Consider the following 15,410-nt stretch of genomic DNA (forward strand, 5'->3'; position numbering starts at 1 on the left):
TTAATAATCAATATCTTGTATGGACGCATCCGCTGCACAGGTAGGTAACGGCGCCTTGCTATATCCGCAGGTCGCTCCCTGTCATCTCATTCGGAACCTCAAGGCCGAGCAGCCGCAGCAGCGTCGGTGCCACATCGGCGAGCGAACCATCTCGGCGAAGCTGTGTGCCTTGAAGCGAGTCAGCGACAAGATGGAACGGCACGCGTCCGTTGACAGGAGAGATCGAAGCGTCGTCGGTGTTCGACATAGCCTCGCATGCTCCGTGCGAGGCCGTAACGATCGCCGTGCCGCCGGCCTCGCGGATCTTGTCGAGCATTCCGCCCAAACAGACGTCAACGAACTGTATCGATTCTACCGTTCGATCCATAGAACCGCTCCGTGCAGCTATCGCCGCAGCCGGCAGATTTACCGCAAAGATACCACGCGGAGCCGCTTCCATCTCACGAACAAAACGGTCGGCGATCTTAAAGCTCATTGACTCGGGCCGAAGATCCGAAGACGGGCCAACAACGGTCGGTATCAGAACTTGTGTATCACTCTCAACCTCGATCTCGCCGCCGCCGTCAAAAAAATACGTAAGGTGCGGGAACCGCTCCGTCTGCGTTATCTTACAGCTCGCAATACCCGCGTTCGCAAGCACTTCGGTCAGCACATTATTATTGGAACTTGACCGGAACGCCACCGGCAGTTCAAAAGCCCGGTCGTATTGGGTCAAGCACACGGCTCGGATCGACGGTTTGCGCAGGCCCCCGCCGTCAGGAACTGCAAGGCTTCGTACAAGCTGACGAATTCCCTCCGGCCGATGGTTGTAAAATATCACCGAGTCGCCATCCTCTATCGTTGCCACAGGCACACCCGGTTGATCTTCGATCACGATCGGCGCGATGAATTCATCTGCAATACCGCGAAGGAACGAGCCGCGTATGGCGGCCATCGCATCAGGCGAACGCTCGCCTTCGGCGTGAACAAGCATCGTGTAAGCACGCGCCGTTCGCTCCCAACTTCCGCTCGAATCCATCGCAAAGTAGCGGCCGCAGATCGTTGCGATACGGCCAACCCCAATGTCCGCGAGTTTGACGGCGAGAGCCTCGGCGTAAACATCTGCCGTTCGAGGCGCAACGTCAACTCCGTCAAGTATTATGTGGACAAAGACATCCGTAAGGCCGCGTACGCGAGCCATGCGCAGGATCGCAAAAAGGCTCTCGATCGATGAATGGACGCCGCCGTCGCTAAGCAAGCCGATCAGATGCAGTCGCCGGCCGCTCTCTTTTGCAGCGATGATAGCACTTGCGAGTTCCTGATTTGTCTCGAACTCACCGTTTCGCAGTGCATCGCGGACCCGATGATCGTCCGAATTGGCTGAACGCCCGCACCCCAGATCAAGATGGCCTTCTTCTGCATCTCCGGGCGCCGCAATGCTTGTCATCGGGAATGCCCCACAAAGACGATCATAATTCGGCGTGTTCGCGTGGAAGACCGCATTACCGTCGACGGACGGCGAAAAGCCCCACCCGTCGAGAATAAAAAGTGCAACAGGTGCCGCGAGCTGTCTTTGCTGAGGATCAATCATTTGGCGATCGGCGAATTCTCGATGTTGATTATACCCGATTGGGCGGCCCGCGAGGGAGTCTAATTTTCGCTATTTTCAGCGGTGATCTTAAGCAGGTTGCGGGCCTTTGCCTTTAGCGCTGCGCTTGAATTACCCATGTGTTTTCTGACAATTAGTCCGACCTCGTCAAGAAGCTGCACTTCGCCGTTGGCTATCCGCACCGCAACCTCCATAGCAAATGCCCTAACGGCGATCGCGGCCTTTGGATCATCGAGTTTTGTAAGGCAAATGTCATAGAGCCTTCCCTCAAAGCTCCTCGGTATCGGTGCGTGCCGGAGGAGCCGCAGGATATTCCGGTGAACCGCCGCGCCCGCCGTGTTATCTTCGAGCAGTTCGACGATACGCGAAAAGTACGGTGCTATGAGCTTCGGATGCCGCTCAACGACAGTTGACACAACACCGGCCGACCTCTGCGCGACACGATACTCGCCGGAAAAAAAGAGAGCCATCAGCTCGGCGAATCTCTTGCTGTCACAGTCAACATGTTCTGCAACCAACAGCATCTGACGCCGCGAGTGCTCACGAAGAAGCTCAGACCGTACGTCCATCAGCCGATCTGATAGAACGCCTTTCTGCCCGGATAACGTGCCGAGTCGCCAAGATCCTCTTCGATGCGCAGCAGTTGGTTGTATTTTGCAATGCGGTCGCTGCGGCAGAGGCTTCCGGTCTTTATTTGTCCCGCGTTGGTCGCTACCGCAAGATCGGCAATGAAGTTGTCCTCGGTCTCGCCGCTTCGGTGCGAGATCACGCACGTCATATTGTGAGTTCGTGCAAGCTCGATCGCATCGAGTGTTTCGGTAAGTGTGCCGATCTGATTTACCTTGATCAGGATGCTGTTGGCGGCGTGTTCGTCGATACCCTTTTGCAGGAATTGCACATTGGTCACAAAAAGGTCATCGCCGACAAGCTGCACTTTATCGCCAACCATTCCGGTCAGCGACTTCCAACCTTCCCAATCGTTCTCCGCCATACCGTCTTCGATCGAAATGATCGGGTACTTCGCGCACCAATCCGCCCAGTACGCGGCCATCTCGTCTGATGAAAGCTCACGTTTATCGCTCTTTTTGAAGATGTACTTCCCATCCCTGAAGAATTCACTGGACGCAGGGTCAAGAGCGAGCATCACATTCTCACCGGCTTTGTAGCCCGCATTTTCGATCGCTTCAAGGATCGTTTCCACTGCCTCATCGTTTGATGAAAGATTCGGTGCAAAACCGCCTTCGTCGCCGACACCTGTCGAGAGGCCCCGCGACTTGAGAACGCCTTTAAGGTTATGAAATATCTCTGCGCCCATTCGCAGAGCCTCGGTGAAGCTATCCGCCCCGACCGGCATGACCATGAACTCCTGAAAATCAACGTTGTTATCGGCATGGGCGCCGCCGTTAAGGATGTTCATCATCGGGACTGGAAGCGTCTTTGCATTGGCACCGCCGACGTAGCGATAAAGCGGAACCTCAAGCGAAGTTGCCGCCGCCCGTGCGTTAGCCAATGACACAGCGAGTATCGCGTTCGCACCCAGCCGCGATTTATTATGCGTGCCGTCAAGCCCGAGCATCGTTTCGTCTATCAACGTCTGATCGAGCGCGTCAAGGCCTTCAAGTTCGGGCGAAATGATCTCATTCACATTCTCGACCGCCTTTGTAACCCCCTTGCCTAAATAGCGATAGTCGTCGCCATCGCGAAGTTCCACCGCCTCGTTCTCGCCCGTTGAAGCACCGCTTGGCACCGCCGCCCTTCCCATGCTTCCGTCGATCAGCATCACTTCAGCCTCAATTGTCGGATTGCCGCGCGAATCAAGTATCTCCCGCGCCCACACTTGTTCTATGTAGCTCATAATATTCTCATGTCTCCGTGGATCTCCGGCTGCCAAGCATCCGCCGCTAAGTGCCTTCCATCCTTACTTTCAAAATTCGCCGCTTATCGACGCTTTCGATCTTAAAATTGTATCCGTTAAATGGCAGGACGTCGCCCTCATCCAATATTTGCCCGGCTTCGGCCATCAAGAACCCTGCGATGGTCGTGTACGCCTCCGACAGCGGAACATTGACGCCTAAACGCCGATTCAGATCGCGCACGGCAAGTCCGCCGTCAAGCAAATAGCTGCCATCTGCTTGTTCGGTTATCTGCTCGTTAACCTCTTCGTCGTGTTCATCCGAAATCTCACCGACGATCTCTTCGAGCAGGTCCTCGATCGTGATAATACCTTCGACGCCGCCGTGCTCGTCAACAACAAAGCCGAAGTGGAACTTCTCTTTCTGCATCTGTCGCAGCACATCTTCAAGATGGGCGGTGTCAACAACATAATTCGGCTTGTAAAGGACGGTCTCGATCTTGAAATCCTCAGGCCGGCCGGTGTACGCAACCAGATCTCTGCTGTGGATGTATCCGGCAATGTCATCGAGCGAGCTTCGAAATACCGGCAGCCGAGAAAACGCATGTTCGCGAAATGCGGCGGCGATCTCATCATACGTACTTGTCTCCGGTATCGCAGTGATCTCAGTGCGCGGCACCATCGCCTCCTTGACCGTTGTCTCAGAAAATTCAAAGACCTTATTAATGAGAGTCCGTTCTTCTTCGTTTATCTGGCCGCCTTCCTGCGAAAGTGCGATCAGCTGACGTATCTCTTCTTCGGTATAGACCGATGCGTGCTGAAGCGACGACCTAAGCCCCAATAACCGCCCGAACCAGCCGCCGGCAGCATTGAGAAGCCATATCACCGGCGCGAAAACATAAGCAAAAAGCTCCAACGGCCTTGCTGCGAACGCTGCAAATTTCTCGGCACGTTCAAGGGCGAACATTTTCGGCACGAGCTCGCCGAGCACCACATGCATGAACGTAATGATGCTGAAGGCGAGAAATATCGCAGCGCCGTGTGCAATGTAATTCGCGGCTCCTTCGCTTGCGATCCGTTCGGCGAGAGGTTCGAGCAGTGCGGCAAGTGTCGGCTCGCCTCGCCAACCCAACGCAAGCGATGCAAGCGTAACGCCAAGCTGCACCGCCGATATGAACCGCGAAGGGTCGTCGATCAAACGAAGTGCGGCGGCCGCCCCGCCGCTTCCGTCATCTGCCATCGACTGCAAGCGTGCCCGTCGCGACGAAACAAGAGCGAACTCTGACGCGACAAAGAAGGCATTCAGGCCGACGATCACAAATATCAGCAGAAAATTGAACAGGACCAATGAGAGCGTGATCGGCTCTGTGCTCTGAAACAAAATGAGAAAACTACTGGCGGGGTCGTCCATTAAATAGTCTTAATATTCGAACGGCAAGTATATCACAACTTAGCATATCTGACCGCATCAATAAGTTCTTGTATAAGCGGGCGGCACGAACCGCAGCCTTTGCCGGCATTCGAGACTGACATAAGTTCTTCGGCTGAATAAGGGTCATACTCTTCGATCATGGCCATGATCCGATCTTCGGAAATGCCAAAGCAAGTGCATACCAGCGGCGACTCGCCGTGAAACGTACTGCTCACACGTTTCCGATGCTCATCAAACGCCTTATGCAGAGCTTCGACACAGGCTGCAATACAATGCCGCCGATCCGATGTGGCGCCGATCTTGTGTGAGGCACCGGCCTCAAGTTCCTCACGCTCCAAGCCCGAAAGTTCGCCCAAGCGCTTGCCCTCGATCTGTGCGGTTATCACCTCTCCGCCGGCTGCCATGTATCCGCATCCGTTGGTGCGGAATGACGCGGATCCTATTCGATCATTCTCATCGAATGCTAATTCCCATTGAGCAGTGCATCCGCATTCGAGCGCCGCGTCACGTCCGGCGATGCCGTTGAGCGTTTCGGTGCTTCGCTGCATTGCCTTGCGGCATTCCTCCCTGATCTGCTTTGAATACGGCATTAGCAACTATTGACGTTATGAAGCTGCGACCGAAATGTAAAGCCGCGCTGAAAGATGCCATAGAACGCACGGTAGTGTAGAATTGCAGATATGAGAGCGCTCGTCCTGCTAGGTTTGATCTCAGTTGCGGCCATTGCATTGGCTTGTATGCCGGCGGCTTCGCCGGTGTCGATCTCGACCAAGCCGTCATCGATCAATAATATTCCGCAGACGAATGTGCCACTGCCGCCGTCAAAACCGCTGGCGGAAATGTCGTGGGCCCTGCTCGACGGAGGTGACGAAAATCTTGGGATGCATCGCGGCAAAGCCGTGATATTGGACTTTTGGGCAACATTCTGCGGCCCATGCCGCGAGGAGATCCCGCACCTTAACGCGCTCAAAGCAAAGTACGGCGATGACCTGATGATCTTCGGGCTGAACGTCGGCGGTGAGGATGACAAATCGGAGATACCGAAGTTCACGGCCCAGACGAAATTCGATTATCCTATCGCCTTTCCGGAACCTGAACTTATCAAGCTCGCCTTTGCTCAAGGCGATGAGATCCCTCGAACCATTGTCATCGGCCGTGACGGAAAGGTCGTTACTCAGATCGTCGGTTTTAGCGAGCGGATCAAGGCCGAACTGGATGCCGCTGTCGAAAAAGCGGTCAACTCTGCCGTTTAACCATCGCCTATGCGAGACCTTCCTGTCGGCAACGGCAGCCTTCTTATTAATTTCGACAAGGATTATCAGATCCGCGACATATACTTTCCGCATGTGGGGCAAGAGAACCACAGCGAAGGCTTTCCTTTTCGATTCGGTATTTGGGCAGACGGCGAATTCACATGGACCTATGACCACGGTTGGAAGATCGAGCTTAAGTATCGCGACGATTCGCTGATCACTGATGTAACGCTTACGAACTCATTGCTGCAGATCAGCCTGCTGTGCAGCGATGTTGTTGCCGATCACGACAATGTCTTTTTGCGCCGCATCACGGTGCGCGACCTTGCCGGAAAGCAGCGGCAGGTCCGCATTTTTCTTCATCACGATTTTCGCATATACGAGAATAAGGTCGGCGACACGGCTTTTTATGATCCGGCGACACTCTCGCTGATCCATTACAAGAAGCATCGCTATTTCCTCGTAAACACACTGCCGCATTTTGATGAATTCGCGACAGGCCGCAAGGCATTTCACGCACAAGAAGGCACTTGGCGCGACGCAGAGGACGGACAACTGGCGGGCGGTGTCATCACTGAAGGCTCGGTCGATTCAACGATCACCGTGCATACGCCGATGGAACCGAACGGCAGCTTCGAGTTCTATTACTGGATAGCGGCCGGAAGGTCGCACCTTCAGGTCGCGAATGTAAATCGCGGCGTGATCGAAACAGGCCCCGAAGGGCTTTTCGAAAAAAGCGGCTCGTATTGGTCAGATTGGCTTTCAAAGACGAAACCCGATGTCAGCGAGCTGTCGGGATCGATACGAAAGCTTTTTCGCCGAAGCTTACTGATCGCTCGAACGCAGATCGACAACGACGGCGCGATCGTCGCCGCGAACGATCACGATGTTACCGACCGAGCGACCGATCACTACAGCTATCTCTGGCCTCGCGACGGAGCCTTTGTGGCTAATGCCTTTGACGCCGCCGGGCATTACGACATCTCGCGGCGTTTTTTCAGTTTGTGTCATGAGATCGTGCACGAGCGCGGCTACTTTTTGCAGAAGTATAATCCGGACGGCACCGTCGGCTCAGGTTGGCATCCGTTCTGGGATATCCGCCGCAAATGCGAAATGCTGCCGATACAACAGGACGAAACCGCACTTGTACTGTGGGCACTGGCGGAACACTTCAAGCGCACTGATGACGTTGCACTTGTACGAAGGCTTTACCGGTTCCTGATCGTGCGATGCGCCGATCATCTGTTGAACTATCGCGATCTGAGAACGGGATTGCCGCAGCCGAGCTGGAATCTTTGGGAAGATCGTCGCGGCGTTCATACGTTCACTTGTTCAACAATAGTTGCGGGCCTGCGCTCTGCCGCTCTCTTCGCACAGCGGTTCGATGAACAGGAACGTGCCGAAAGGTACCGCAAAGCCGCGGATGAGATCGTTGAAGCAATGCGAACCCATCTTTACAGCAGCGATCACGGCCGCTTTCTGCGGGCATTGCACGCCGATTCTGATGACAGATTGTGGCCCGATGCAACGGTTGACGCGTCGCTGTTCGGCATCTTCTATTTCGGGTGTTTTGATGTCGATGACCCGCTCGTAACAAGTACGATGTCAGCCGTGGAGGAGAAGCTCGGCAATAACGGCATCGGCGGTATCGCACGCTTCGAAGATGACGGCTATATGCGAACCGCTCCCGATAAGCCGCCGAACCCTTGGTTCATCTGCACACTTTGGCTGTCGGAATATTACATTGCCCGGGCCAAACAGGTTGCGGATCTTCAACCTGCTCTCCGTTTGATCGAATGGGCGGCGGAACACGCGATGCCGTCCGGTGTGATGAGCGAGCAGCTCAGCCCGTCCGACGGCCGGCCGCTTTCGGTGTCGCCCTTAACGTGGTCGCATTCGACCTTTGTCAGAACCGTACTCAGCTACCTCGAACGCCTGCACAGGCTAATGTAAAATCGAATTCTAATGAGAAAAGCGAAGATACTCGCAACCCTTGGCCCTGCAACCGACAATGAGGCCGTCATCGCATCGATGCTCACGGCCGGCCTCAATGCCATCCGTATCAATATGTCGCACGGCGACCACGCCGATCACGAGCGGCGGATAGCGGCGGCACGAGCCGCTGCCGAGAAACTCGGCCTGCCGCTTGCAGTGCTTGCCGACCTTTCAGGCCCGAAGATCCGGACGCGAACGCTTGCAGGCGGTATGAGCGTCGAACTCTCCGAAGGCTCGCGATTCGTCCTTACAAATCGCGAGGTCGAGGGCAACTCGAACGAGGTTTCTACCAACTTCGACGCACTGCCGTCCGCCGTCTCCGCCGGTGCAAGGATACTTCTTGACGACGGCGCGATCGAACTGCGTGTCGAGTCCACGACCGAGACGGATGTCGTGTGCACGGTCGTCGTCGGCGGAACGCTCGCTGAACGAAAAGGCATAAATCTTCCGAATACAAAATTGCCGATCCCATCGATGACCCCTAAGGATCATATCGACCTTGAATGGGCGATGGCGCAGAATGTCGATTACATCGCGCTATCCTTTGTACGTTCGGCCGAAGATTGCAACGAAGCGAAGGCCAAGATCAAAGAATTGAATACGAGAAAGATCGGCCGGCCTCTGCTTATCGCAAAGATCGAGAAGGCCGAGGCCATCGACAATCTCGAAGATATCGTTCAGGCTGCTGACGGCCTCATGGTCGCACGCGGCGACCTCGGTGTCGAAACAAGCGTGGAACTCGTACCCGTTTACCAGAAACATATAATCGAGCTTTCGGTTGCCCGCGATAAACCGGTGATAACCGCCACGCAGATGCTTCAGTCAATGATCGAAAATCCGTTCCCGACGCGGGCAGAGGCTTCTGACGTTGCTAATGCCGTTTGGGACGGTACAGATGCCGTAATGCTGTCCGCTGAGACCGCGGCCGGCAAGCATCCCATTGAGGCGGTGCGGACAATGGCCCGCATCATCGACTCAGCCGAGACCATCAGAGCTCCTCACTTAAAGAAGCCTGTAAAGTTCAGCCTGCCGCCGTCAGGCCGAACAAGCCAGGCACTTTGCAAGGCTGCCGCCTATGCCGCACGCGAGATGCACACCGAGAAGATCGCTGTCTTTACCGAATCCGGCCTTATGGCACGGCGTCTTTCCACTATCCGCTCGGGCCTGCAAACCTTTGCATTGACCACATCGCTTGATGTGCGCAATCAGCTATCGCTGATCTGGGGTGTGCTTCCGTTCTACGACAAGGATCTCGATCCCTCAGGCAATGAAATTCCGCAGGACGGACGCTCCGTGACTGACCTGCTCGGACATCTTGACGCAGACAAGACAGCCGACCTGCTTCGCAACGGTGAAAGGATCTTGCTCCGTGCGGGCGTTGTCAGCTCGGGTGAGACGATCATCATCATGGCCGGACGGCTTTCCGGCTGCGGGCTTTCAAGCTCGGTGATCGTGTGGACGATCGGCGAAAAAGTGGCCCGGCGCTAAACCACTGCCCCGAAGATGCGGCCGACAGCGGCCGTGGCCGCCATTGCGGCCGCGCCCCAGATCAGGACGCGCACGGCTCCTTTGAGAATACTTGCGCCGCCGGCACGTGCGGCGACCGCTCCAAGTGCCGCTAAAAAGACCAAGGAGCTTACCGCAACAACGAGTATCTGCGGCGTGTCCGTCGAAAGCCACACGGTTGCAAGCGGCAGAATAGCTCCGATCGAAAAACTTGCGGCGGAAAAAGCCGCGGCCTGAAGCGGATTTGCCGACGTGCTCTCTGAGATGCCGAGTTCATCACGAGCGTGGGCGCCGAGGGCATCGTGCTCGGTCAGTTTCTTCGCGACCGCGGCGGCAAGATCCTTATCAAGCCCACGATCCTCATAGATGGCGATCAGCTCATTAAGCTCCATGTCCGGCTCATCGGCAAGGTATCGCCGCTCCATTTTTATATCCGCCTCTTCCGTATCAGCCTGCGAGTGAACGGACACGTACTCACCTGCAGCCATTGACATCGCTCCGGCGAAAAGCCCTGCAACGCCCGCAACCAGGATCGCCGAGCGGCTGCCGCTTGCGGCCGCAACTCCGATCACAAGGCTGGATGTTGAGACGATACCGTCATTAGCGCCGAGAACAGCGGCTCTTAGCCAACCGATCCGATTGACCCTGTGGATATGGCCTTTTTCATTAGGTCCTTGGGGCACGTTTCAGAATTGTGTTTGTCGAATAACGGAGGTCTCGAACTCACGACGTCCGGTCCGTGCTGAGCACTCGCGCAATGGTCTCTTCCGAGATGCCGCCATTGCGCCTTTTATACTCCGCCGCCGTGATCTGCGGGTCGCGCCACGCGTCCAGATGGCCGACCTGATGCACACATTGTATCGTGCAGGTAGGCGCACAGCCCTTCTCGGTATTGTATTCGCGGCGCATATCCTCGGCTGTGTATTCGAGAAGCGGTATGCCGGGTGTGCCGCGCTGCTGCGAGCAGTAACTGACAATGCCGGCCTCATCTATGTAGAGATAACGGGCGCCCGCACGACAGCGCCACTCGTACGAGCCTCCGTCAACCAACGCATCCTGGAACCAATTCCAGCGTGCATAGCTGCGCGTCCCTTTTTTCTTTATCTCTCGATAGACTTCCTTCTCGCGCGGCGTGAGGCCCTTGAGCAAGCCGTTGTCGTCGTGAATAACGCCGACCGTTGATGAGAAGCCAAGTTCGCGGGCACGGTTGGCTATCTGCAAAGCTTCTTCCGGATTAGAAACTCCGCCGCCTACGACCGAATTGATGTTGACCTTGAAATCTGCGTATTTACTCAGGTTGATCAACTTTGCATCGAGCACTTTCAGGCTCTTTTTCGATACCTCGTCGGGTATCACGTTATCTATCGATATCTGCAGATAATCAAGCCCGACGTCATTGAGCTTCTTGATCTTCTCAGGCTGAAAATAATATCCGTTGGAGATCAGCCCTGCGATCATTCCGTGTTCGCGGATCCGCTCAATTATCCTGTAGATATCGGGGTGCATCATCGGTTCCCCGCCGGAGATCGTAACAACTGACGTACGGAACTCGGCAAGCTTGTCGATACGCTCGATCATCGTATCGATCGGCACCGGATCGCTTGTCTTGTCGTATTCATTGCAGTAAGCGCAGGCAAGGTTACAGCGCCGCATCGGCACTATGTGCACGAGAACCGGATGCTTTGTCGATGCAAATGCACGCACGGTGTGCCGGACACCACGCGTGAACCTGCTGAGTCTGCTTGCTTTAGGCATAAAAACGCGCTTCCTTGACCAAGTAATAGATTATATTGGCCGCTCCGAAGCTTTACAAATCAATAAAAAAGGCCTCGTTCGCTCTCACGGCGGAACGAGGCCGGCAAAACGATCTGAACACTCAGCTCTTGATCACCTTTACGCCGTCAGGCACTTTGAGGCTGAAGATGCTTGCGTCGATCTTGACGTTCTTGCTTATGTTGGTGAGCAAAATAGTCGTTGTATCGTTATTGGCGGCTGTAACGCGCGCTTGCCGCGGCATTCCGTCGCCATCGACCCATAGATCGGCCTGCTTATACTTATCGGCGGCCTTGGGCGTTAACTGCAGGTGCCATGTGCGAACACCGCCCGCGATCTGCTCCTCGGCCACGAAAATGATGCTGTAGTTCGCCTTGAGCTGCTCTTTCGACATACTGAGAAAGGCGAGGGGGCCGGCGACCTTTGAATTCTGCTTTGTTGCAGTATTGGTATTGCCTTTGTAAGCCTGACTCAGGGTCGGCCGAACGATCAAGTATTCATCACCGACGATTATCATATTCTCGGCCGGCTTTACCCAATCAACGCGAATATAACGCAAGCGCTTCCCGGCTTTGGGAATGTAGTTGACGGTGCCTTGCGTCGTGTCAGTGCCGGCATCGCCGAGGGCTGCATCAGATTTGACCATCGTAATGTTCGACTTCAGCGAACTAAGGTTCTTGTTATGCTCATCCATTCGGCGTAAGATCTCGCCCAGCGGGCCTTGAGCGCTTGCAGGAACCGCAGACAAAATACCGATAAAGAGCAAAGAGATGGCCGGAATATAAAGATATCTTCGAAAATCACGCATATTACACCTATCGTTCGACATACGTCCGAGTTTGGACGACGGAAACTTGCGTCGGCGTTGTCCTCTCATTCTTTTCGAACCACGTTTTCGGGGTCAGAAAAATAAAGGCGATTATCAACAGGCAGAAAACATCATACTGCCACGTCCCGCGTTGATGGTCCCAAAGTATGATCCTTTTCATAAATTAAGCTGCCAGAAGGCCGTCGCGCATCCGCACCGTTCTCGAACAGACCGCCGCCGCCTCAGGGTTATGTGTGATCATAATGATCGTCTGCCCAAGCTTGCGATTCAGTTCGCGGAACATATTCAGCACGATCTCACTGTTCTCGGTATCCAAATTCCCTGTCGGCTCGTCCGCGAGAATGATCGCCGGGCTGTTAACAACAGCACGGGCCAATGCGACACGCTGCTGCTCACCGCCCGACATCTCAAGCGGCTTGTGGTGCATCTTGTCCTCAAGCTTCAGAAGGCCGAGTACTTCGCGGCGACGCTCGGAGCTGCCGTTCGATGAACCCGTGTGTATCTTCTCCGCAAGCTTCAGATTACCTTCTGCCGTAAGCGTCGGGAACAGATTGAACCTTTGAAAGACGAATCCGATCTTCCGTCGTCGAATATCGGTTCGCTTAGCATCGGAGACCTTGGAAAGATCCTCGCCGTCGATCATTATGCTGCCGCTCGTCGGGCTTAGCAAACCGCCCATAAGGTGAAGCAGCGTCGATTTGCCGCACCCCGAAGGCCCCATGATAGCAACGAACTCGCCCTTTTCGATATCCAAGGATACGCCGCGAAGCGCAGGCACATCGAGCTTGCCGATATTGTATGATTTCGTAAGATTTTCAGTCCGCAGGATCGCTGTCATTGTGATCTAATGAAGTTCGTCGGAGGCTTTCTGCGCCGGCCTCGCATCTTGCAGATCGGCAGTAACTTCACGGAGTTTCGCATCCAGATCCACCTCGTCCAGGCCCCAAGAGTTTTGCAGGACGAACGCGGACGGCGGAAACTGGCTGCCGATCTTTACATCCTCAGGTGCTTGATAGGTCAGCCGCATGGAGTATTTTTCTTTCGGTCGTGTTACCTGGATCTCAAGCGGAAGGTTGCTGAACTCGTCGGTAGATGTGAGTTTGCCCTCTTTGCCGTAAACGATGTCCGATTCGATCTCACCGACGCGGTCGAATATCTGTTGGCGAGCAAGCCGAATGCCGCCGACACGGTCGAACCAAAAGCGGCGCTCGATCTTTAGTGAGCCGTCGGCCCCTTTGCCGAATTCATCAAGCAGATAGTAGCCGCGGATCACCATGCGCAGCGGTGACTTTTTAGACTGACTCAGATCCTCCTCGGTCTGAAAGATCGTACTTGTTGTATAAACATGAGCCGCATCGGTCGGGCGGACCAACATCGCATCGGTAAAATGCTGCGGCCGGAGATTGGAAAATGCATTCACACCTTCTTTAACAGCGTTCCCGTTATCAAGATCAGCGTGTTTGAGCGACTTCTGCAGCTTTGAATAATCAGCATCATTGGTGCCGATAACAAACTTCTTGTACCTGCCGCTTCCGCCGTCCTGCAGGATGGCGACGCGGAACTTTGTCCCGTCCGACGTCATTTGGGCGACATCGGTCTTGATGACCGGCACTTGCACCTTCATCAAGATGCTCGCAGGCCGTTGGACCACGATCTCGCCGTCAGCCTCCCGATAGACCTCTTTGCTGCCGAACTCGGCGAACGAGTTATCTTCGAATTTCAGATACATCTTTGCCCGCATTGAGTTCACTCGGGCAAATCGGTTGACCTCATTTATAAGATCCTTCGGCGCCGCATCTTCGATCTTGAGCAATCGTGGTGCTTTATCCGGCGATTTGACGGAGATGCAGCCGCTGACGCCCGCCGCTATCGCTGCGGCAAGTATTATCAGTAATGATCTCTGCCAGGTCTTCATTGCGTTCTGATGCGGAAACGGCCGGTCGCGGTTGCAGTTCGATTTGCCGATAACAGTCGAGCCCGACAGCAATACAAACTAGAAAGCATATCACGTTGCCGCCTCATAATCTATGCATGAAAAACGCGCTTTGCCGAGGGCATTCAGCCCCGGAAAAGCGCGTTGAAATTACCGATCCAAGCTATTGGCCAAATACGCCAAGGCCTCTCGTCAGGTAGTCTCCCATAGTAAAAGCGAACATCACGAGAAGCCAGAAAAAGCTGGCAATGATCGCTAATCTGACAAGCCGCGGGCTCCAATACACATGCATGAAGAAGAGCATCACGCATACCATCTTGATGAATGCGATAAGCAGAGCAACAAAGGTATTTGCCCCCGGAAAGAACATGTCATCAAGATCGTACAGAGCTATCGTATAGGTCAGGATAGTGCCGACCGCGAGGATCAGGAATACCCCGACATATTTCGGGATATTCATATGCAAGTGCTGATGTTCGTTATGATCTTCGGACATCGTGAACTCCTAATGAATATAGTGCCTGCCAAGCAGGTATAATAAAGGGAAAAGAAATATCCAAACGATATCGACAAAGTGCCAGTACAGACCCGACGCCTCGACCGGTGAATAATACTCGGCGTTGTAATTACCCTTGAATGCGGTCCACAGCAGCCAAAGCATTATCCCGAGGCCGATGATCATGTGTACCGCATGGAGGCCCGTCATCACGAAGTAGATCCAGAAAAAGATCCGCACCTTGTCGCGGAATTTGTCCTGATCCAGCTCGCCGTTCGAGAAATATCCGACCTTTTCTGACGCTGTAAGGAAGTGTCCGCTCGGCTGCGCCTGCTGCTTGGCGATCATTTCCTCGACAAGTTCGTATTCACGCCATTGGAATTCGCCGCGAGGGTTTATGTATTCGTGGCCGGACGGATCGTGCACCGCTGCGTCAGGCGCGGATGCCGGAGCACGAACGATACGGTTTAGTCCCTCGACCGGCACGATGCCGTGAGTCCACTTATCGGTATATTCAACGACCTTTACGCCCAAGAATACAGTACCGAACAGCATCGTCAGGATGATCATCACGACCTGCATCGTTCGGTTGTTCACCTGCGCGAAATAGACCGTAAGAGCCATCGTTAACGAACTGACGATCAGCACGAGCGTATTTGTGAATCCCATGACCACATCAAGGTGGTTACTACCCGCCGCAAAGGCGAGCGGATACTTCGAACGCATCACAAGATACGCTGCAAAGAGGCCGCC

General features: G+C 54.6%; 16 protein-coding genes. 3 read left to right on the plus strand and 13 right to left on the minus strand.

What is annotated here, in order from left to right:
• Positions 1 to 58 precede the first annotated feature (58 nt).
• From HS105_11275 to HS105_11295, 5 genes are all read right to left on the minus strand, one after another.
• Positions 59 to 1,570, minus strand: a complete 1,512-nt coding sequence (locus HS105_11275) for a 2,3-bisphosphoglycerate-independent phosphoglycerate mutase (protein MBE7517167.1) — start codon at positions 1,568 to 1,570, stop codon at positions 59 to 61.
• A 59-nt stretch (positions 1,571 to 1,629) separates the two neighbouring features.
• Complete coding sequence (locus HS105_11280) at positions 1,630 to 2,157, minus strand: hypothetical protein (GenBank protein ID MBE7517168.1); 528 nt, start codon at positions 2,155 to 2,157, stop codon at positions 1,630 to 1,632.
• Entirely contained in the window at positions 2,157 to 3,443 is a 1,287-nt protein-coding gene (gene eno / locus HS105_11285) for a phosphopyruvate hydratase (protein ID MBE7517169.1), read from the minus strand. Before eno ends, HS105_11280 begins: the two co-directional genes overlap by 1 nt.
• A gap of 46 nt (positions 3,444 to 3,489) precedes the next feature.
• A complete protein-coding gene (locus HS105_11290) occupies positions 3,490 to 4,821 on the minus strand; it encodes an HlyC/CorC family transporter (GenBank protein ID MBE7517170.1) in 1,332 nt (443 codons plus the stop codon).
• Between the two features lie 62 nt (positions 4,822 to 4,883).
• Positions 4,884 to 5,420 carry a (2Fe-2S)-binding protein gene (locus HS105_11295; protein ID MBE7517171.1) on the minus strand — a complete coding sequence of 179 codons (537 nt, stop codon included), beginning with the start codon at positions 5,418 to 5,420 and terminating at the stop codon, positions 4,884 to 4,886.
• Between the two features lie 132 nt (positions 5,421 to 5,552).
• On the opposite strand from HS105_11295, the gene HS105_11300 reads away from it, so the two are divergent.
• Genes HS105_11300 through pyk form a run of 3 tightly spaced genes read left to right on the plus strand, consistent with a single transcriptional unit; the run spans position 5,553 to position 9,608 of the window.
• On the plus strand, positions 5,553 to 6,125 hold the full coding sequence (locus HS105_11300; protein MBE7517172.1) for a TlpA family protein disulfide reductase: 573 nt from the start codon (positions 5,553 to 5,555) through the stop codon (positions 6,123 to 6,125).
• Between the two features lie 9 nt (positions 6,126 to 6,134).
• On the plus strand, positions 6,135 to 8,078 hold the full coding sequence (locus tag HS105_11305; protein MBE7517173.1) for a glycoside hydrolase family 15 protein: 1,944 nt from the start codon (positions 6,135 to 6,137) through the stop codon (positions 8,076 to 8,078).
• Positions 8,079 to 8,090: 12 nt separating this feature from the next.
• On the plus strand, positions 8,091 to 9,608 hold the full coding sequence (pyk, locus tag HS105_11310) for a pyruvate kinase (GenBank protein ID MBE7517174.1): 1,518 nt from the start codon (positions 8,091 to 8,093) through the stop codon (positions 9,606 to 9,608).
• Here the strand turns inward: pyk and HS105_11315 are convergent.
• From HS105_11315 to HS105_11350, 8 genes are all read right to left on the minus strand, one after another.
• A complete protein-coding gene (locus HS105_11315) occupies positions 9,605 to 10,279 on the minus strand; it encodes a VIT family protein (GenBank protein ID MBE7517175.1) in 675 nt (224 codons plus the stop codon). The two genes, pyk and HS105_11315, sit on opposite strands and share 4 nt — an antisense overlap.
• Positions 10,280 to 10,349: 70 nt before the next feature.
• Positions 10,350 to 11,381 carry a radical SAM protein gene (locus HS105_11320; GenBank protein ID MBE7517176.1) on the minus strand — a complete coding sequence of 344 codons (1,032 nt, stop codon included), beginning with the start codon at positions 11,379 to 11,381 and terminating at the stop codon, positions 10,350 to 10,352.
• A gap of 121 nt (positions 11,382 to 11,502) precedes the next feature.
• Positions 11,503 to 12,228: an outer membrane lipoprotein carrier protein LolA gene (locus HS105_11325; GenBank protein MBE7517177.1), complete on the minus strand. Its 726-nt coding sequence runs from the start codon at positions 12,226 to 12,228 to the stop codon at positions 11,503 to 11,505.
• Complete coding sequence (locus tag HS105_11330; protein ID MBE7517178.1) at positions 12,215 to 12,388, minus strand: hypothetical protein; 174 nt, start codon at positions 12,386 to 12,388, stop codon at positions 12,215 to 12,217. The genes HS105_11325 and HS105_11330 overlap by 14 nt, the downstream gene beginning before the upstream one ends.
• A gap of 3 nt (positions 12,389 to 12,391) precedes the next feature.
• The gene (locus HS105_11335) at positions 12,392 to 13,066 is read right to left on the minus strand and encodes an ABC transporter ATP-binding protein (GenBank protein ID MBE7517179.1); all 675 of its coding nucleotides are present in this window, start codon (positions 13,064 to 13,066) and stop codon (positions 12,392 to 12,394) included.
• A 6-nt stretch (positions 13,067 to 13,072) separates the two neighbouring features.
• Positions 13,073 to 14,143 carry a hypothetical protein gene (locus HS105_11340; GenBank protein MBE7517180.1) on the minus strand — a complete coding sequence of 357 codons (1,071 nt, stop codon included), beginning with the start codon at positions 14,141 to 14,143 and terminating at the stop codon, positions 13,073 to 13,075.
• Positions 14,144 to 14,324: 181 nt separating this feature from the next.
• The gene (locus HS105_11345; protein ID MBE7517181.1) at positions 14,325 to 14,657 is read right to left on the minus strand and encodes a cytochrome C oxidase subunit IV family protein; all 333 of its coding nucleotides are present in this window, start codon (positions 14,655 to 14,657) and stop codon (positions 14,325 to 14,327) included.
• Positions 14,658 to 14,666: 9 nt separating this feature from the next.
• Positions 14,667 to 15,326 (minus strand): cytochrome c oxidase subunit 3, encoded by a 660-nt coding sequence (locus HS105_11350; GenBank protein MBE7517182.1) that lies wholly within the window; start codon positions 15,324 to 15,326, stop codon positions 14,667 to 14,669.
• Positions 15,327 to 15,410: the final 84 nt, after the last annotated feature.

The organism is Chloracidobacterium sp., from assembly GCA_015075585.1.
Classification (GTDB): Bacteria; Acidobacteriota; Blastocatellia; order Pyrinomonadales; family Pyrinomonadaceae; genus OLB17.